This window comes from Enterobacter sp. DC4 (genome assembly GCF_000568095.1).
GTDB classification, from domain to species: Bacteria; Pseudomonadota; Gammaproteobacteria; order Enterobacterales; family Enterobacteriaceae; genus Enterobacter; species Enterobacter pseudoroggenkampii.
The window spans coordinates 108,943-127,982 of sequence record NZ_AZUB01000008.1; the positions used below are offsets into that span (position 1 = coordinate 108,943).

Below are 19,040 nucleotides of genomic sequence, written 5' to 3' on the forward strand. Positions count from 1 at the left end.
GATGATTTATATTTCCGCTGTTGGCATGGTCAACGCGCTGGGCAACTCGCCTGATGAGATTGCCGCGAACCTGACGGCAGGCGTGGCACCGGGGATGCATGCCCGGACCGGCTGGCTGCAGGACTCACCCGAAGCCGTACTGGGCGGCGTGGAAGGCGAGCTGCCGACCATCCCGGACACCTTGTCCGCACACCGCACCCGCAACAACCAGCTGCTGCTGGCCGCGCTGGCGCAGATTCAGTCGACCGTCGACGAGGCCATCGCTCGCGTCGGTCGCGACCGCGTGGCCGTGGTGCTGGGAACCAGTACCTCCGGGCTGGATGAAGGCGATGAGCATGTGCGCCGCATGACCGACGGCGAGACCAGCACGCGCTGGCAGTATCCGCAGCAGGAGCTTGGCGATCCGTCCCGCTTCCTTGCCAACTGGCTTCAGCTCGAGGGCCCGGCCTATACGATCTCGACGGCCTGCTCTTCCAGCGCGCGGGCGATGATCGGCGGCAAACGCCTGATCGACGCCGGACTGGTGGATATCGCCATTGTCGGCGGGGCCGATACCCTGAGCCGAATGCCCGTCAACGGTTTTAACAGCCTTGAATCCTTCTCCCCTACGCTCTGCGAGCCGTTCGGTCGCGATCGCCGGGGGATCACCATCGGTGAAGCCGCCGCGCTGATGGTGCTAAGCCGTGAGCCCGCCGATGTGGCGCTGCTCGGAACGGGCGAATCCAGCGATGCTTACCATATTTCCGCTCCTCATCCGCAGGGTGAAGGGGCGATCAGGGCCATTACGCAGGCACTTAACGAAGCGGGTATGCAGCCGGATGATATCGGCTACATCAACCTGCACGGCACGGCTACGCCGCTCAACGATCAGATTGAATCGCAGGTGATACACGATCTCTTCGGGGAAAGCGTGCCGTGCAGCTCAACCAAACACCTTACCGGCCATACGCTGGGCGCTGCCGGCATTAGCGAAGCGGCCCTGAGCTGGCTGATTCTGACGCGCGATCTGCCCTTGCCGCCGCAGGACTTCGCCCGCTACGCACCGGACGACACGCTGGCGCCGTGCGGCCTGCTGCACCAGAGTGCCGCTCTGAAAAAACCGGTCATTTTGTCTAATTCGTTCGCGTTTGGCGGCAATAACGCCAGCATTCTGCTGGGGAGAGCGTCATGAGCTACTTATCACCCGTCGACTATTTGCCGCACGATGCGCCAATGATGCTGCTCGAGTCCGTTGAGTGCGTTACGGATGACACGGCGGTATGCCGCGTTGTGGTCGACAGGCAAAGTGTACTGGCGCCGTTTCTGAATGCCGATGGCGATCTGCCGGGCTGGTACGCGCTCGAGCTGATGGCGCAGACCGTCGGCGTCTGGTCAGGCTGGCATCGCCAGCAGCAGGGACAGGATCATATTGCGCTGGGCATGGTGCTCGGCGCGCGCGAGCTGGTCTGCGCCAGCGGGCGTTTTACGCAAGGTCTGACGCTGGAAATCACCGTAAAACTGCTGATGCAGGACGAACGCTTCGGCAGTTTTGAATGCGCGATTTCCGCTGATGAAGAGACGCTGGCCACGGGCCGGGTCAACACCTTCCAGCCGAGCGCAGAAGAATTAACCTCGCTTTTTAATCAGGGATCTAACGCATGAGTCGTTCCGTACTGGTCACAGGGGCCAGCAAAGGCATAGGGCGCGCCATCGCCCGCCAGCTCGCCGCCGACGGGTTTACCGTAGGCGTGCATTACCATCGTGATGCCGCAGGCGCGCAGGAGACGCTGGACGCCATCACGCAGGTGAGTGGCAACGGTCGTTTACTCGCCTTTGATGTGGGCAACCGCGAACAGTGCCGCGAGGTGCTGGAGCAGGACATTGAAGCCCATGGCGCATGGTATGGCGTGGTCAGCAACGCCGGTATCACCCGCGATGGCGCCTTTCCGGCATTGAGTGAAGACGACTGGGACAGCGTGATCCACACCAATCTCGACAGTTTTTATAACGTCATTCACCCCTGCATTATGCCGATGATTAGCACCCGTAAAGGGGGACGTATTATCACCTTATCGTCCGTATCCGGTGTGATGGGCAACCGCGGGCAGGTGAACTATAGCGCGGCAAAAGCGGGCATTATCGGTGCCACCAAAGCGCTGGCGATTGAGCTGGCAAAACGCAAAATCACCGTGAACTGCATTGCCCCGGGGCTGATTGATACCGGCATGATTGAGATGGAAGAGGCCGCGCTGAAAGAAGCGATGTCCATCATTCCAATGAAACGCATGGGCCAGGCTGAGGAGGTCGCCGGGCTGGCAAGCTATCTGATGTCAGATATTGCGGGCTACGTCACCCGCCAGGTCATTTCCATTAACGGAGGAATGCTATGACGCGTCGCGTGGTGATTACGGGCATGGGCGGCGTGACCGCCTTTGGCGAAAACTGGCAATCCGTGTCCAGCAGGCTGCTGGCGTATGAAAACGCGGTGCGTAAAATGCCGGAATGGCAGGTGTATGATGGCCTGCACACCCTGCTGGGTGCGCCGATCGATGATTTCACGCTGCCGGAACACTATACCCGCAAGCGTATTCGCGCCATGGGCCGGGTGTCGTTGATGTCGACCCGCGCCACCGAGCTGGCGCTGGAGCAGGCGGGATTGATTGGCGAAGCGGTACTCACCAACGGGCAAACCGGTATCGCCTACGGTTCTTCTACAGGCAGTACCGGACCGGTCAGCGAATTCGCGACCATGCTCACCGAAAAGCACACCAATAACATCACCGGGACAACCTACGTGCAGATGATGCCGCACACGACCGCGGTGAATACCGGCCTGTTCTTTGGGCTACGTGGCCGCGTCATCCCGACGTCGAGCGCCTGTACGTCCGGCAGCCAGGCGATTGGCTACGCCTGGGAGGCGATTCGCCACGGCTACCAGACCGTTATGGTTGCGGGGGGTGCTGAGGAGCTGTGCCCGTCTGAAGCGGCGGTGTTTGACACGCTGTTTGCCACCAGCCAGCGTAACGACGAACCCAAAACCACCCCTTCACCGTTCGATACGCAACGCGATGGTCTGGTGATTGGAGAAGGCGCAGGTACCCTGATACTCGAAGAGCTGGAGCATGCCAAAGCGCGTGGAGCCAGGATCTACGGCGAAATCGTGGGCTTTGCCACTAACTGCGACGCGGCCCATATCACCCAGCCTCAGCGTGAAACCATGCAGATTTGCATGGAGCAGTCGCTGACCATGGCGGGATTAAGCGCCCTGGATATGGGGTATATCTCCGCGCACGGTACCGCCACCGATCGCGGTGATATCGCAGAAAGTCAGGCCACTGCCGCTATCTATGGTGACAACGTGCCGGTTTCCTCGCTGAAGAGCTATTTTGGCCATACGTTAGGGGCCTGCGGCGCCCTAGAAGCGTGGATGAGCTTGCAGATGATGCGTGAAGGCTGGTTTGCCCCGACGCTCAATTTAACGCACCCGGATGAGCAATGCGGTGCTTTAGATTATATTATGGGGGAAGCCCGCCAGATCGATTGCGAGTATCTGCAGAGCAATAACTTCGCGTTCGGCGGCATCAACACCTCGATTATCATTAAACGCTGGGCGTAACTATGTACCAGTTTGTTCTGGGAAAGATCTCCACCCTTAGCGCGGACCCGCTGGCGTCAACGCTCGCACACAGGGCACCTCAGGGTGCCCGACATGCCTCCTGGCTGGCCGGGAGGACGCTGCTCGCCAGAACGTTATCCCCTCACCCGCTCCCCGACATCATTTACGGTGAGCAGGGGAAACCAGCCTTTGCGAAGGGTCATCCACTGTGGTTCAACCTGAGCCACAGCGGTGACGATATCGCCTTACTGATGAGCGATGAAGGCGAAGTCGGCTGTGATATCGAAGTGATTCGTCCAAGGAAGAACTGGCAGGCGCTGGCTAATGCGGTATTCAGCGTGACGGAGCATGATGAGCTGGAGCGTGAAGCGCCCGAGGAACGGCTTTCTGCGTTCTGGCGTATCTGGACACGGAAAGAAGCGATTGTGAAACAGCGTGGCGGCAGTGCCTGGCAGATTGTCAGCATCGACAGTACTGCGCAGACACACGCGGTCAGTCAGCTACAGGTCGGCTCGCTGAGCCTTGCCGTCTGCACATCGACCCCTTATACCCTGACCAACGAGTCGATTATTCACGTTGGGACGTTCGGGGCAGAAAAATCACTAACACACCCAGAATAATAAACCCGACCCCCGCCAGCCCGTGCCAGGAGAAATGCTCCTCCCAGCCCGGCAGCAGGATCGCGGCGCCCCACACCAGAATATAACTGAGGCTCAGCAAGGCATAGGCTTTGCTGAGCGCCATACGATGCAGCGCCAGATACCAGCAGCCCATAGAGGCCACATACCCCATCAACCCCAGCAGCAGCGCGCCCGTGCCGGATGAGAAGTGCCACAGCGCGGAAATCAGCGCCAGAACATCGTTGACCGGTGGCAGTGCCAGCATGGCGTCTCGCAGCAACAGCTGCGCGGCGCTGACTAACAGCACGCTGCATAAGGCCCAGAACGCTCCTTTCACAGGCTCCCTCCCAGGATAACAATCCCAACGATGATCAACCCCACCCCCAGCCAGTGATGCAACGCGACGTTTTCGCGCCAGAATACCTTCGCCGCCAGCGTCACCCAGACAAAATTGAGGCTCAGCATAGGGTAGGCAATGCCGACAGGCAGGCGTTGCAGCACCACCAGCCAGACCAGCATCCCGCTGCCCAGCGCCAGCAGTGCCAGGCCAAGCCACAGCGCAATATGCGCCCCACGCCGCCCGGCTTTCGCCGGACGGGTGGCTTGTTTCTGACACAGTTGCCCCGCGCAGCTGAGCAGGCTTGCCAGTATCAGCCAGATCCAGGACATCACTTCGGCAGATACTGCAGGTAGGCCAGACGTCCCTGGATATACAGGCTATCCGGCTCTGGCAGATTTGCGCGCGCGATATCGTCGTGTTTTGACAGCAACATCACCAGCGATACGCGTCCCTGCTGACGGTGCTCAGCCAGCCACTGCGCGAAGTCATCTTTATCAACAAAACGATCTTTCGCATCAGGATAATCCAGCCCGTAACGCAGTTCGCCGCTCTGATCAAACATCGTGATGTCATTGCGCTTTAGCTCCCACGCCAGGCCAGCGGCCACGCCCACGTTATTGGTCAGCACGAATCGGCTGTCCTGAAGCGGCTCGCGCACCGTGTCGACCAGCGACTGCGGCTGTTTGGAATCCACCACCAGGTTAGGAATGGCAAAACCAATCAGCAGCGCCAGCCCCGCAGGGCACAGTGCCGCCAGCCACCAGCGCTGCTGACTCTGCCTGAACGTAAACCAGCCTACCGCGGCCCAGATAAGGAACGCGACCACCGCGCAGAAGACTTTATACAGTTCGACCGAGGTCCAGACCGGATGCTTAGACAGTCCCCACGGCGAGACCACCAGCGCCGCCACCACGCCGATAACGCCAAACGCCAGGTTAATCCCGCCGTTAATGCGTAACGCTCTGGCACCTTTCTCCGCCGCAAGGCAGGCATAGCGCGCCATCAGGATCGCCAGCGGGGCAAAGCAAGGCAGGATGTATGTCGGCAGCTTGCCTTTGGCAATGCTGAAGAACAGCAGCGGCATCACCACCCATCCCAGCAGATAGAACCCGCCCCCCGCGTTTTGTCGGTCATTCCAGCCGAGGCGAAACGCGCCGGGCAGCAGCGCCAGCCACGGCAGGCTACCCGCAATCAGGAACGGTATGTAGTACCAGAACGGGGCTTTGTGCTGCGCGTCACTCTGGGCGAAACGCTGAATATGCTCAACCCAGAAGAAGTAACGCCAGAAGTCAGGCTCACGCTGCGCAATGGCCAGCCCCCATGGCAGAACAATCAGCACGCAGCTCAGGATCGCGAGCCAGCCAAAAATCAGCACTTCTTTCCAGCGCTTCTGGGCGATCACCCACGGCAGCACGCCAATCACCGGTACCGCCAGCGCCAGGAAGCCTTTGGTCATCACTCCCATCCCGCAGGCCAGCCCGAGCAGCACATAGCCACCCGCTTTTCCGGCAACGGTTTGCGCCTGTGAGGCCAGCCAGAAGCTGCACATCGCCGCCACCAGCCACAGGGTGATGATAGGATCCAGCACCGCATACGTGCCGATGCCATACACCAGGAACAGGGTCAGGAAGATAAGACCGGAGAAAATGGCTGTCCGCTTATCTCGCCAGAGACGCCAGGCCATCCAGATGACCAGCAGCGCCGCTAAACCGGTGGAGAAGATGGACCCGGCGCGCACGGCGAGGTTGGTGTGCCCGAACAGCAACTGCCCGATACTGTTGATCCAGTAGCCAGCGATCGGCTTTTCAAAGTAACGCAGTCCCAAAAAATGCGGGACAACCCAGTCTCCGGAGGCCAGCATTTCGCGGCTGATTTCCGCATAGCGCGTTTCATCAGGCTGCCAAAGCAGGCGGACATCGACCGGAATGAGGTAGTAAACGATAAACAGTGCGAGAAGCGCTAAGCCATAACGGGCTGTTTTCATGGGACCGGACTCACGGTTTGTTGATAACCAAGCCAGCCTTCCCGGCCAGCCAGTTCATTACGTACGACTTTGCCCACGGGCAGGGTGCTGAGGTCGTCTGGCAGCAGCTCGCTCAACGGGCAGAATTCGATGCCCTCCTGAGCGGCCATGGTCAGCAGTTCGTCGAAATCATGCTGATACGCAATCCCTTCCACTTCGGCATGGATGGTATAGACCGGCGTACCGGCGTCACGATGAATGCGGTCCAGAATGTAGCGATTGAACTCATCCGCCTTTACCTCGCGTCCGACCACTTCATCCCAGGTGGGAAGCGTGACCGGAATTTGCACCGTACCGTAGCGATTTTCGCCTAACAGCGGCAAAAAGGGTCCGGTTCCGCGGCAATCGCTGTTGTAGCGAAACGCGAAGGCTTCTTTGGCTTTCACGACGCGCTGATCCGCACGCCATCCCGCCACGGCAGAGCAGCGCACGGGCTGACCGGTAATGGCCTCCAGCTCCAGCATCCCCCGCTCGACCTCACGGGACAGGCGCGGGATGTCCCAGACGCCAGCCCAGGCTTGCCAGGCATGGTGATCCCAGGCATGCAGGCCAATCTCATGATGCTGAGCCGCCTCGCGGATAATCGCTTCATTACCCGCGCCGATGCGTCTGCCGGGCCAGGCGGTGCCGGCCAGCAAAATATCCCAGCCGTAGAGGGATGCTGCGCGCGAGCGCAGCATTTTGAACAGAAATGCCGGTTTAACCAGACGCCATAAATGGCGTCCCATGTTGTCAGGCCCCACGCTGAAGAAAATGCTGGAACGCACACCGTGCTTGCTCAGCAGTTCCAGCAGTTTGGGTACGCCGTCACGCGTTCCCCTGAAGGTGTCGACATCAATGCGTAAACCGACTTTTTTCATGAGTCCTGTTCCGACAGCTCCACGGTGCGCAGGAAGAAATCGAGCGTCTCATCAATGGTCAGCTCCATCTTCACCGTCGGCGTCCAGTTCAGGCAGCGCTTCGCGTTGCGGATGCTTGGCTTACGGTGCTCAACGTCCTGATACCCTTTACCGTAGTAGCTGCTGCTTTCCACTTCGCGGAAACCGGCAAACGGCGGGAACTTATCGCGCAGCGGATGACGCTCGAAGCTGGCCAGCAGCATCTCGGCCAGCTCGCGAATGCTCGCTTCGTTGTCCGGGTTACCGATGTTAATGATCTCACCGTTGCAGCGGTTATCTTTGTTCTCGATGATGCGGAACAGCGCTTCGATACCGTCGCTGATATCGGTAAAGCAGCGTTTCTGTTTCCCGCCTTCGATAAGCTTAATTGGCGAGCCTTCCACCAGGTTCAGGATCAGCTGGGTGATCGCACGGGAGCTGCCGATACGCGCCGCGTTCAGGTTATCCAGACGTGGCCCCATCCAGTTGAACGGACGGAACAGGGTAAAGCGCAGACCTTCTTTCTCACCGTAGGCCCAAATCACTCGGTCCAGCAGCTGTTTGGAGACGGAGTAGATCCAGCGCTGTTTGTTGATCGGCCCGACCACCAGGTTGGAGGTGTCTTCGTCGAAGTTCTTATCGGTACACATGCCGTACACTTCAGAGGTGGACGGGAAGATGATGCGCTTGTCGTATTTCACGCAGTCGCGGATGATCTTCAGGTTCTCTTCGAAGTCCAGCTCGAACACGCGAAGCGGGTTACGGGTGTACTCGATTGGCGTGGCAATGGCGACCAGCGGCAGCACCACGTCGCATTTTTTAATGTGATATTCGATCCACTCGGAATGGATGCTGATATCTCCTTCCACGAAGTGGAAACGCGGGTTGTCGAGGAAACGACTGATGGCGTCAGAGCCGATATCCAGACCGTAGATTTCGTAGTTATCGTCTTTGAGCAGACGCTCGGTCAGGTGGTTACCGATAAAGCCGTTCACGCCGAGGATCAGCACGCGGGTACGGCGTTTGATGGCTACAACCGGTGCGCTGGTGATCAGCGCCCCGGCCACCAGGCCCAGAGACTGTGCCAGCTGCGTGCCCTGAACGTACAGGCCGTTGTCGGTTTGTCCGGTGACGATCTCCAGCGCCTGCTCGCCGCAGCTCACAATCAGCGGGGAGACAGAGACGACGGTGCCCGGTTTAGCGGCAGGAATATCGTCACGCACGCGGGATTTCCAGACGATAAATTTGCTGACGCCCGCAAAGCTGTACGCGCCCGGCCACGGGTCGGTCACGGCGCGCACCAGGTTGTGCAGCTGACGGGCGGGTTTGTTCCAGTCCAGACGACCATCTTCCGGCGTGCGGCGACCAAAGCTGCTTGCCTTGCTCTCATTCTGCGCGGTCTCGCTGAAGGTGCCGCTGAGGATGGCGGGAAGTGCATCACGCAGCACCGCCTGCGCCGTCGCATTCAGCTTGTGATGCAGCTGCAGCGCAGTTTCGTCCGCATCAATAGCGACCTTCTGCTGTGCCACGATAGCGCCCGCATCCGCACGGCGCACCATGCGGTGCAGCGTCACGCCCGTTTCCGTTTCACCGTTCACCAGCACCCAGTTCAGCGGGGCGCGGCCACGGTAGGCCGGCAGCAGAGAGCCGTGAAGATTAAAGGCGCCTTTTGCGGCCAGGCCTAAGATCTCGTCGGAGAGCAGGTTGCGATAGTAGAACGAGAAGATCACGTCAGGCGCGAGCGCGCGGATGCGATCCACCCACAGCGGGTGATTTACGTCGTCCGGCGCATAAACAGGGATCCCACGCTCGGCGGCGATGCGCGCCACGGAGCCGAAAAAGTTATTCTCTCCGGCGGTGTCCGGATGAGTAAAGATTGCCGCAATGTCATAGCCCGCTTCCAGCAGGGCCAGCGTGCCCGTGCACCCCATATCGTGATAGGCAAATACAACAGCTTTCATGGGTGAATTTCCTCTTGAGATGCTTTGTGTTCCTGACGGACAACACGTTGAATAAAGTAGCGCGGACGCGCGCGAACATCGTTATAGATACGGCCAATGTATTCACCGAGAAGGCCCATTCCGACAAACTGGGCGCCGATGAACATAAACAGCACGGCAAAGAGCATGAAGACCCCTTCCGCCGCCCACTGCGGGCCAAAGACCAGTCGCAGTACCACCAGCAGAACGGACAGCGCAAAACCGGCCACGGCGATGATGCTGCCGAAAACGCTCAGCAGACGCAGCGGCGTGGTGGTCAGGCAGGTGATGAGGTCATACATCAGGTTGATGAGACGCATAAAGCTGTACTTCGATTCCCCGTGCTCGCGCTCGGCGTGCAGAACCGGGATTTCCGTTGCCTTACGGGCAAAGGTATTCGCCAGAATCGGAATGAAGGTGCTGCGCTCATGGCAATGCAGCATGGCGTCGACAATATGGCGGCGGTAGGCGCGCAGCATGCAACCGTAGTCACCCATCGCTTTACCGGTGGTGCGCTGGATCAGGCGGTTAATGGTGCGTGACGCCAGCTTACGGAACAGGCTGTCCTGGCGGTTCTGACGTACCGTGCCGACCACGTCATAGCCTTCATCGGCTTTGGCAACCAGGCGCGGGATCTCTTCCGGTGGGTTTTGCAGGTCAGCATCCAGGGTGATGATCAGATCGCCCGTGACGTGGCTAAACCCCGCCATAATCGCCGAATGCTGGCCGTAGTTGCGGTTGAGCAGCACGGCCACAATGTGGCTGCCTTCAGCCTGCGCGGCTTCGGTCAGCATCAGTGCGGAATTATCGCTACTGCCGTCATCCACCAGCAGAATTTCATAAGCCTTGCCCATCGTGTCACAGGCGGCCGTTGTACGGCGGATCAGCTCGGGCAGGCTCTCCTGCTCGTTATAAACCGGGATGACCACGGAAACTTTTTGTACAGGTGGTGCACTGAACATATCAATGTCCTGCAAGCTGATGGAGTGCGGTAATGACACGGGTTGTGTCGTCATGAGTCATGTCCGGGAAAAGAGGGAGGGAACAAATACGCGCGCTATTCCATTCAGAATTCGGGAGCGATACATCAGGAAAACGCTCGCGGTAGTATTTTTGGGTGTGGGCCGCGCGGAAATGGAGGCCGGTACCGATGCCTTTCTCTTTCAGCGCCGCCATCAGGTTGTCGCGTGAGATCCCGCAGCGCGCTTCATCAACGCGAATAATAAACAGGTGCCAGGCGTGCACGTGCGGCCATGACGGAATGGTGAGCGGCTGGAACGGCGTATCGGCCAGCTCCCGCAGGTAGCGTTCAGCGATTTCCTGGCGGCGCCTGTTGGCCTCTTTCAGTTTGCCCAACTGCACCAGCGCCAGCGCGGCGTTAATGTCCGCCAGGTTGTATTTATAGCCCGGCGCGATCACTTCCGCCTGCGGCGCACGACCGTGCGTCTGGCGGTCATAGGCATCTACGCCCAGGCCGTGGAATTTCAGACTGCGGATCCGCTGTGCCAGCTGGGCATTATCCGTGACGACTAAGCCGCCTTCCGCGCAGGTCATATTTTTAATGGCGTGGAAGGAGAAAATTGCCGTTCCTTTCCAGCCCACGTGACGGTTTTTGTAGTACGTTCCGGCGGCATGGGCCGCATCTTCAATCACCGGAATACCGTGACGTTCACCGATGGCATGGATAGCGTCGATTTCACACGGCGCGCCGGCATAATGAACGGGAATAATGGCTTTGGTACGCGGGGTAATGGCGGCTTCAACGGCTTCTGGCGTCACCATTAATGTATCTTTGTCCACATCAATCATGACCGGTGTGGCACCCAGCAACACGATCATATTCAGCGTGGAGACCCAGGTCTGGGAAGGGGTAATGACTTCATCGCCCGGGCCAATATCCAGCGCCATCAGCGTGACGTGCATACCCGCGGTGGCTGAACAGACGGCAATCGCATGCTGATTCCCGGTAAGTTGACAGAATGCCTCTTCAAGTTCCTGATTCTTAGGCCCCGTGGTGATCCAGCCCGACATCAAAACGTCCTGAAGCGCCGCAATTTCCTCAGCGCCCATCGACGGTCGCGAAAAAGGCAGAAAATCACTCATTATTAATTTCCTTGCTGTATTAAAGGCGTCATCTTTTACTGCGCTGTCGTAATGGGCAGCTCAATGGGATCATGCAAGATGGTTATTAAATAAAGACCAAATAAAATTAAGTCGCTATAACAGTTATGTCAACAAACCATCAACTGAAGCAAAAGTAGCGTCGTTTTCTTAGGAAAAAATTAAGACAGGCGAAGAGCGGAAGGGAAACAGCACATAAAATAGGATAGAAAATCGTTTTACAACAGCAGGATAGTGATTCTAACTATTTTTTTGTTTTTTTGTGGGTGGACTCACAGGGATTACTCTACTATTTCATTTCGTTTACATTAAAATTATAAGAAAAGTAAATGAATACTCAACCAAAATAAAAATCCCGGAGGTTTGGGCGGGAATTCCGTCATCCTCCGGGAACTTTCTATTAATATCAATTGTCGCGCATTCAACTGTCGCGCTTAGTTAAGATTAGCAGGAAAATCATTCGGCAATTCGCTGGCGGCGCAGGCGATAACGCTTTCATTATTTGCACCGCAGTCGCGCACAAAGGTGATCGTGGCAAATTCATCAATCACTTCCGTTGGATACGCCGGACCCGCATCGCGATAGCTATTCATCAGCGGAATATGGTCGTTCTGGAAGCAGACGGTTTTTTCCGGGTTGTTCATGACCCAGCGCGGGAAGAAGATGGTGCCGTGGAACAGTTTGTCGCCCAGGTTCACAATCAGGCTGACGTCGGTGCCTGTTGGCTCGGTCCAGGAAATTTTATAGATGCTCTCCCCTACCCGCACGATGTAAGCCTGCTGATCTTTCACCCAACGGTTAGCCACAAGGCCGCTGTGAATACGGTAATCCAGGGTCGTCTCATTTTTGACGTAAATCTCGTAGTTCCAGCCGTTGTCGTAGGTATAAACAAGGTGTTTGCCAACGAAGCCGCTTAAGTCGTGTTTGTCGAAGGTGTTCATAAGATGTCTCCTTTGTTTTGATGAGACGATCGTACCCCTTCAAAAAATGGATGAATAACGCTATGTTTTAATCAAATTCATCCAAATTTTAGATAAATCATGCATAAGACGACGCTGGAACAATGGTCCTTACTGGAACGAGTGGTGGAAGCGGGCAGCTTTGCCAAAGCCGCAGAAGAAACCCACCGCAGCCAGTCTTCGGTGAGCTATAACCTGTCGCTGCTGCAGGAGCGGCTGGGCGTGGCCCTCCTGGTGCCGGAAGGACGACGGGCGGTGTTAACCCCGGCCGGTGAGCTTCTTCTCAGCCAGGTTAAACCGCTGCTGAAAGCCTTTTCGTATGTTGAGACGCGCGCAGCGACCCTTCGCAACGGGATGCGCACGCGGTTGGATCTGGTGGTGGACTCCATTTTCCCGCGCCGCCGCCTGTTCGCTATCCTGCGTCAGTTCCAGCAGCAGTATCCGCAGACCCAGGTCCGTCTCACCGAAGTGCTGGAAAACACCCGCGCCGACGCCATTAACGACGAAGCCGATGTGATGATCTTAACCCGCCGCCAGGACATTACCGGGCTCGGCGAATGGCTGATGAATATCGACTTTGTTGCCGTGGCCCATCACCAGCATCCCCTCTTTCACCTCGACGCGCCGCTAAATGATGAGATGCTGCGCCCGTGGCCGCTTATCCAGATTGCGGACAGCCAGCCCGCCGCACGTGCTGCCGGTGAGTCGTGGACCTTCTCCACCATCGATGCCGCCATAGAGGCCGTCGTCTCTCAGGTCGGCTACGGCTGGCTGCCAGAGGAACGCATCCAGACCCAGCTGGATCAAGGCGTCCTGAAACGCCTGCCGCTGAGCCACGGTGCGCGCAGAGCAACGCCGCTTCACCTGATTGTAAAGCGCTCCCTCACCCCGCTTGACGAGCAGGTGGAGACGCTGCTGCGCCTTTTTAGCCAGGAGCCGTCATCCTCACCTGCTACTCTTTAAGGTCCGAACGTTAAAACGATAGGGAGCAGATGATGAAAATCGACTTTGCGGGGAAAGTGGCGCTGGTGACCGCCTCAACCGGCGGGATCGGGTTCGCCATTGCCAGAGGGCTGGCAGAAAGCGGGGCGGAAGTGATCGTCAATGGCCGCAGCACGGAATCGGTGAACAAAGGTATTCAACAGCTACAGCAGGTAGTGCCGGGCGTACAGGTGCGCGCCGCGATTGCCGATCTCAGCACGGCGGAAGGGGTCGAGTCGCTGCTGAAGGTGGCGAATAACGTCGATATCCTGGTCAACAATGCCGGGATTTACGGTCCTGAGGATTTCTATTCCACCGACGATGAAACCTGGGAGCGTTACTGGCAGACCAACGTGATGTCCGGCGTGCGTCTGTCCCGCGCCCTGCTGCCGGGCATGGTGCAGAAAGGCTGGGGACGCGTGGTGTTTATCTCCTCCGAGTCGGCCTGCAATATCCCGGCGGATATGATCCACTACGGCGTGACCAAAACGGCGCAGCTCTCGCTGGCGCGCGGGCTGGCGAAGTTCGTGGCAGGGAGCGGCGTGACGGTCAACAGCGTACTGCCAGGCCCGACGATGTCTGACGGTTTCGCAGAGATGATGAAAAATGAAATCGAAAAAACCGGCAAATCGCTGGAGCAGCTGGCGAAAGAGTTTGTGATGGCCAACCGCCCCAGCTCGGTGATCCAGCGCGCGGCCACGGTTGAAGAGGTGGCCAATATGGTGATTTATGTCTGTTCGCCACAGGCCTCCGCCACCTCCGGCGCGGCGTTACGCGTCGATGGCGGCGTCGTGGATGACATTATCTGACGTGGTCAGGCCGCACTGCCTGCGATCCGACGCGCGGTAATGTAGTGCGCTTGCCAGTAACCATCAGTCAGGGTTGAGACCGTGACGCCCTGGCTGCTTGAGGCATGAATAAACTGGCTATCGCCAATGTAAACGCCGACGTGCCTGCGGTTCGGCCCCGTCTGGAAGAACACCAGATCTCCGGGCCTCAGGCGGTATTGCGTCACCTGCACCCCGCGATGGATCTGCTCGCTCGTCGTACGCGGCAGGTCGAGATGCACGGCATCGCTGAACAGGTGCTGCATGAGCGCGGAGCAATCCACCCCGCGATGCGTGGTTCCGCCCCACTGGTACTGGGTACCTTTCCATTTCTGGTATTGATCGAGAATACGCGAGCGCAGCGGGCCTGTTTCATGATGCACCAGCGCAGATTTCGCCGGTGATACTGCCAGCGCACTGTTCATCGATAACATTGACGCTGGAAGTTGAAAACTCATTGCAGAAAACGAAGCAAAACTTAACGTGAGGATTGAAATAAGCGATCTAAGAGTCATATCAAGAAAGAAGTAGTGAGTGAGTTTTTCCTTACCTGTGGGGGCCAATCGTTCCCCGAAATATCGTGCGATGTGGCGATAATATAGGCAGTTCTTTTTTTCACCAATCCTTATCGAGACCAAAAATGGACTCACTTTGAGATCGCAAGATGGAGAAAAAAATGGTGGTGGTATAAGGACTGTCCAGCTAAAGCAGGTAAACTGATCCGCAGAATGTGTATTTCAGCTAAGACGTATTTATGACCAATATGATTGCCGACGAGACGGTGGCGAAATCCAGCGTACTCTCTGTCTTTGACTTTGATGGGACATTAACGCACCACGACAGCTTTATTCCTTTCCTGCGCTTTGCCTTCGGGAAACGTTACTTCGCGGGTCGTCTGGTGCGTATGGCGCTGCCCACGCTCCACTGCGTGCGTCGTAAGCTGACGCGCGATGAGCTAAAGGAAGTGCTGATCAAAACGTTCCTGACGGGCGTGGATGAACACTGGTTGCGCCAGCAGGCGGAAGCCTTTTGCGAAAAATACTGGAACAAGCTGATGCGTCCCGAAGGGGTTCTGGCGGTGGCGGCTGAGGTGAATTCCGGTGCAGAGGTGACCATCTGTTCCGCCTCTCCGGCGCTGGTGCTTCAGCCGTGGGCTGACAAACTGGGCATTAAGCTGATTGGCACGCAGCTGGAAGTGAAAGATGGCAAGCTGACAGGACGCATCACGGGCCACAACTGCCGCTGCGCCCAGAAGGTGGCAAGGCTTGAAAAAGTGTATGGCGATCTGAACGCCTATCACCTGCGCGCCTGGGGAGACACCCGCGGCGACCACGAGCTGCTGGCGGCGGCGCAGGATCCGCACTGGCGGCACTTCCACCCGCCGCGCAAGCGCCGGAATTCACCGATTAAGGGTTAGGTGCGCTCTGGTGCCCTCACCCCGGCCCTCTCCCACAGGGAGAGGGAGAAAAGCGGTACATCAGGCCTCACGTTTTCCCGGGAACATCACGCTCGCAATAATCCCCAGCGCCAGCACGCCTAATACCACAAACAGGCTGGCCGTCGCGCCAATGCTGTAACCATGATGCCAGAAGTGGTCGGTGGCATTTAACCCCAGCTTGAACGCCACGAAGAACAGCAGCAGCACCACGGCTTTCTCGAGGTGTACCAGGTACTGCTTCAGCGCTTCCAGTACGAAGTAGAGCGTACGCAGGCCAAGAATGGCGAACATCATGGCGCTGTAGATAATCAGCGGTTCGCGGCTCACAGCAATAATGGCCGGCACGGAGTCAAACGCGAACATCACGTCAGAGAGCTCAACGACGGCCACGCAAAGCAACAGCGGGGTCGCATAGCGCTTCGCCTTCTTCACGCGGCCGACCATCACGTCCTGGTTTTCCGGCTTCTCTAGCTCCGCATCCACCTCTTTCTGCGTCAGAATAAAGGCATTGCTGCTGATTTTCGGCCAGACCGGATAGAAGCGCTTCACCAGGCGATAGGCGAGATGACCCGAGTAATCTTCCACTTCGTCGCTCTCTTCATTACGTCTGAGCATCATCACCGCCGTCCAGCCAACGACCAGCGCGAAAATCACTTCAACGTACGGCCCCAGGCTTAACAGGCTGGTGCCGATAGCTACAAAGATGCCGCGGAAGACAATCGCCCCCAGCACGCCCCAGTAGAGCACGCGGTGACGGTACTTATCCGGCACGCCGAACCAGGCGAAGATCGCCATCATCACAAACAGGTTATCGACGGAGAGCACCTCTTCCAGCGCATAACCGGTGAGGAACAGACTCGCCATCTCGGCGCCGTGGTGAACGTACAGGAATCCGGCGAAGGCCATCGCCATCGAGAACCAGAAAACAGACCACAAGGCCGCACTTTTCAGCGAGACAGGTTTATCGTGACGGTGCATAAAGAGGTCGATAAACATCGCCCCAACGGCCATCACCACAAAGACAACAACGGTTTCCGTCGGGAAACCGAGATGAGCAGCAGACATACAAAACCCTTTTGGCAGACAAAACACAGAACCATGCAAACTGGCGTAAACCAGGAACAGAAAAGGGCGGGCCGTTAATCAGCCTCTTCGCCCTCAAAATCGCAGCCATCTGGCCGCGCAAGGAGGGGTACTTTACCTTACCAGACTGGGATCGTGCATCTGCCGTTTAAGCGCTCATGCCGCGCAAACGCTGCAGCACCGCCACCAGAACCGCCACAGACCAGCCTACCATCAACGCGCCCACCAGCCCTTCCACCCCGCCGATGAGCCGCCAGTGCTGGGGTAACGTGACGTCGCCGTACCCTACCGTCGCATAGCTCACCAGCGAAAAGTAGAAGCTGGTATTCCAGTCATTAAACGCGTCGATGACAAAATAAAACGCAGCAAACAGCCCGGCTTCCAGGAGATGGGCGAAAATCATAGAGATCACGATACCGACATTGCGTAAAACAATGCGTACCGCAGAATCGACTTCTAATGTGATGAATTTTAAAACGCCAAACATCCACAGCGAATGAATCACCACAGTTAGGGTAAGCAAAATAATAATACTGAGTAGCTGCATGATGCGTGCTCGACCAAAAGGAATATGGCCCCACTAACGCGGCGGGGCATCTGGTCGAAGCTTAGTTGAACGGAGCAGAAAAGTTGGTGCAATAATTGCGTTGCGTGATTATTTCCCTACCAGCCCGTCCTGTTTGCGGTTGGTCAGCAGCTGTAAGCGATATCCAGAGCGCACTATCTGTGAGTCACCTCTTATTTACACCATTTAAACCTTCCATTAACTGGATAAAAAGAACGCGCCGTCGCTATAGTGGTTTTGTTTAATAAAACTAAGTTGTACCTAATAAAACAAAGAACACACCCTGCGAGGATACAATGACAGAACATTTACGTAACGGCGCGACCGCCGCCGAGGACATAGAAAGAGAGACGATGCGGAAGGTGATCTGGCGTATTCTCCCGTTTCTGATTGTCAGTTACCTGGTCTCGATTATCGATCGCGGGAATATCGGCATGGCTTCGCTGCAGATGAATGAGGACCTTGGCCTCAGCAAAGCGGCGTTTGGCTTCGCCAGCAGCCTTTACTTCGTGGCCTATTTTTTGTTTGAGGTACCCAGTAACCTGGCCATGCAGAAAGTCGGCGCCCGGCTGTGGATCCCGCGCATTATGATCAGCTGGGGCATTGTCTCCATGGGCATGGCGCTGGTTCAAAATACCACGTCGCTCTATATCGTCCGCTTTCTCCTCGGGGCAGCGGAAGCAGGCTTCTTCCCCGGCGTTGTGCTGTATCTGACCTGGTGGATCCCCTCCCGCTACCGCGCGCGCATTATTGCGTCCTTTATGGTCGCCATCCCGCTCGCTAACTTCATCGGCTCCCCGCTTTCCGGGTTGATACTGTCGCTGGATGGCTGGCTGGGTCTTCGCGGCTGGCATCTGCTGTTCATTATTGAAGGCTTACCTGCGGTGCTGCTGGGTATTGCGGCCTGGTTTATTCTCCGGGATCGCCCTCATCAGGCGAAATGGCTCAGTGATGAACAGAAAAAATGGCTGGGAACCACGCTTGAGACCGAGCGGAGCCAGCAAAAGAACATCGGACACCAGACGACGTGGCAGCTGCTGAAGCATCGCCAAATCTGGCTGATGGCGCTGATTTACGCGGGCGCATCCTCCGCGGGCACCACGATCAGCGTCTGGTCTCCTCAACTGCTGAAATCCTTCCATCTCGATAATCTTGAGACAGGTCTGCTTAACGCCATTCCTTACGGTCTGGCATCGGTTCTGATGATTGTCTGGGGACGACACTCCGATCGCACCAACGAACGCCGCTGGCATACCGCGCTGACGCTGTTTATGATTGCCGCCGGCGTGTTCGCTGCCTTTGTAAGCGTCTCGCTCTTTGCCACTATCGTGATCCTGAGCATTATCCTGACAGGCGCGTATTCTATGAAAGGGCCTTTCTGGGCGCTGGCATCTGGCTGGATGAGCAGTTCCTCGGCGGCGGCGGGGCTGGCCGCGATTGGTGCCATCGCGAATCTGATTGGCGGGGCGGTAATGGTAAATGCCTACGGCATGATCAGCGAGCGGACGGGCAGCTACACGCTGGCTATGCTTCCGCTGGCCGCGCTGTGCCTGGCCGGGGGTATCGCGGTGCTCATTATGGGACGGCAGGCCCGCAACGCTCAGCTACACGAAAAACAGGTCACGCATTAG

Annotated in this window: 20 protein-coding genes; 9 read left to right on the forward strand and 11 right to left on the reverse strand. The window is 57.4% G+C overall.

Features of this window, described 5'->3' with window-relative positions; translation table 11 throughout:
- Position 1: 1 nt before the first annotated feature.
- The 5 genes from P349_RS04410 to acpT are packed head-to-tail and all read left to right on the forward strand — an operon-like array spanning position 2 to position 4,215.
- Complete coding sequence (locus tag P349_RS04410) at positions 2-1,171, forward strand: beta-ketoacyl-[acyl-carrier-protein] synthase family protein (RefSeq protein WP_032648279.1); 1,170 nt, start codon at positions 2-4, stop codon at positions 1,169-1,171.
- Positions 1,168-1,641 (forward strand): ApeP family dehydratase, encoded by a 474-nt coding sequence (locus tag P349_RS04405; RefSeq protein WP_032648277.1) that lies wholly within the window; start codon positions 1,168-1,170, stop codon positions 1,639-1,641. The genes P349_RS04410 and P349_RS04405 overlap by 4 nt, the downstream gene beginning before the upstream one ends.
- Positions 1,638-2,369, forward strand: a complete 732-nt coding sequence (locus tag P349_RS04400; protein ID WP_032648275.1) for a 3-ketoacyl-ACP reductase FabG2 — start codon at positions 1,638-1,640, stop codon at positions 2,367-2,369. The genes P349_RS04405 and P349_RS04400 overlap by 4 nt, the downstream gene beginning before the upstream one ends.
- On the forward strand, positions 2,366-3,595 hold the full coding sequence (locus tag P349_RS04395; RefSeq protein WP_032648273.1) for a beta-ketoacyl-ACP synthase: 1,230 nt from the start codon (positions 2,366-2,368) through the stop codon (positions 3,593-3,595). Before P349_RS04400 ends, P349_RS04395 begins: the two co-directional genes overlap by 4 nt.
- Positions 3,596-3,597: 2 nt before the next feature.
- On the forward strand, positions 3,598-4,215 hold the full coding sequence (gene acpT / locus P349_RS04390) for a 4'-phosphopantetheinyl transferase AcpT (protein WP_024908862.1): 618 nt from the start codon (positions 3,598-3,600) through the stop codon (positions 4,213-4,215).
- Here the strand turns inward: acpT and arnF are convergent.
- From arnF to P349_RS04350, 8 genes are all read right to left on the reverse strand, one after another.
- Complete coding sequence (gene arnF, locus P349_RS04385; RefSeq protein WP_032648272.1) at positions 4,163-4,552, reverse strand: 4-amino-4-deoxy-L-arabinose-phosphoundecaprenol flippase subunit ArnF; 390 nt, start codon at positions 4,550-4,552, stop codon at positions 4,163-4,165. The two genes, acpT and arnF, sit on opposite strands and share 53 nt — an antisense overlap.
- Positions 4,549-4,884 (reverse strand): 4-amino-4-deoxy-L-arabinose-phosphoundecaprenol flippase subunit ArnE, encoded by a 336-nt coding sequence (gene arnE, locus P349_RS04380; RefSeq protein ID WP_032648270.1) that lies wholly within the window; start codon positions 4,882-4,884, stop codon positions 4,549-4,551. The genes arnF and arnE overlap by 4 nt, the downstream gene beginning before the upstream one ends.
- Positions 4,884-6,539, reverse strand: a complete 1,656-nt coding sequence (gene arnT / locus P349_RS04375; RefSeq protein WP_032648268.1) for a lipid IV(A) 4-amino-4-deoxy-L-arabinosyltransferase — start codon at positions 6,537-6,539, stop codon at positions 4,884-4,886. The genes arnE and arnT overlap by 1 nt, the downstream gene beginning before the upstream one ends.
- Positions 6,536-7,438, reverse strand: coding sequence for a 4-deoxy-4-formamido-L-arabinose-phosphoundecaprenol deformylase (gene arnD, locus P349_RS04370; RefSeq protein ID WP_024908858.1), 903 nt, complete (start codon positions 7,436-7,438; stop codon positions 6,536-6,538). Before arnD ends, arnT begins: the two co-directional genes overlap by 4 nt.
- Complete coding sequence (gene arnA, locus P349_RS04365) at positions 7,435-9,417, reverse strand: bifunctional UDP-4-amino-4-deoxy-L-arabinose formyltransferase/UDP-glucuronic acid oxidase ArnA (RefSeq protein WP_032648266.1); 1,983 nt, start codon at positions 9,415-9,417, stop codon at positions 7,435-7,437. The genes arnD and arnA overlap by 4 nt, the downstream gene beginning before the upstream one ends.
- Entirely contained in the window at positions 9,414-10,397 is a 984-nt protein-coding gene (gene arnC, locus P349_RS04360; RefSeq protein ID WP_023333737.1) for an undecaprenyl-phosphate 4-deoxy-4-formamido-L-arabinose transferase, read from the reverse strand. Before arnC ends, arnA begins: the two co-directional genes overlap by 4 nt.
- Position 10,398: 1 nt before the next feature.
- The gene (gene arnB / locus P349_RS04355) at positions 10,399-11,538 is read right to left on the reverse strand and encodes a UDP-4-amino-4-deoxy-L-arabinose aminotransferase (RefSeq protein WP_023309541.1); all 1,140 of its coding nucleotides are present in this window, start codon (positions 11,536-11,538) and stop codon (positions 10,399-10,401) included.
- Positions 11,539-11,990: 452 nt separating this feature from the next.
- Positions 11,991-12,497, reverse strand: a complete 507-nt coding sequence (locus P349_RS04350) for a phenolic acid decarboxylase (RefSeq protein WP_024908855.1) — start codon at positions 12,495-12,497, stop codon at positions 11,991-11,993.
- Between the two features lie 99 nt (positions 12,498-12,596).
- Between P349_RS04350 and P349_RS04345 the strand changes: the two genes are divergently transcribed.
- Positions 12,597-13,478, forward strand: a complete 882-nt coding sequence (locus P349_RS04345; RefSeq protein WP_032648264.1) for a LysR family transcriptional regulator — start codon at positions 12,597-12,599, stop codon at positions 13,476-13,478.
- A 32-nt stretch (positions 13,479-13,510) separates the two neighbouring features.
- A complete protein-coding gene (locus P349_RS04340; protein ID WP_032648263.1) occupies positions 13,511-14,305 on the forward strand; it encodes an SDR family NAD(P)-dependent oxidoreductase in 795 nt (264 codons plus the stop codon).
- A 5-nt stretch (positions 14,306-14,310) separates the two neighbouring features.
- Here the strand turns inward: P349_RS04340 and P349_RS04335 are convergent, their stop codons facing one another.
- Complete coding sequence (locus tag P349_RS04335) at positions 14,311-14,757, reverse strand: NlpC/P60 family protein (RefSeq protein WP_238550735.1); 447 nt, start codon at positions 14,755-14,757, stop codon at positions 14,311-14,313.
- A gap of 320 nt (positions 14,758-15,077) precedes the next feature.
- Here P349_RS04335 and P349_RS04330 point away from each other — a divergent pair, with 320 nt between their 5' ends.
- A complete protein-coding gene (locus tag P349_RS04330) occupies positions 15,078-15,740 on the forward strand; it encodes an HAD family hydrolase (protein ID WP_024908852.1) in 663 nt (220 codons plus the stop codon).
- Between the two features lie 60 nt (positions 15,741-15,800).
- Here P349_RS04330 and P349_RS04325 read toward each other — a convergent pair whose 3' ends face one another.
- Positions 15,801-16,826, reverse strand: a complete 1,026-nt coding sequence (locus P349_RS04325) for a TerC/Alx family metal homeostasis membrane protein (RefSeq protein WP_032648259.1) — start codon at positions 16,824-16,826, stop codon at positions 15,801-15,803.
- Positions 16,827-16,992: 166 nt separating this feature from the next.
- Positions 16,993-17,391, reverse strand: a complete 399-nt coding sequence (locus P349_RS04320; RefSeq protein ID WP_024908850.1) for a potassium channel family protein — start codon at positions 17,389-17,391, stop codon at positions 16,993-16,995.
- 314 nt (positions 17,392-17,705) lie between these two features.
- On the opposite strand from P349_RS04320, the gene P349_RS04315 reads away from it, so the two are divergent.
- Positions 17,706-19,040, forward strand: a complete 1,335-nt coding sequence (locus P349_RS04315) for an MFS transporter (protein ID WP_032648257.1) — start codon at positions 17,706-17,708, stop codon at positions 19,038-19,040.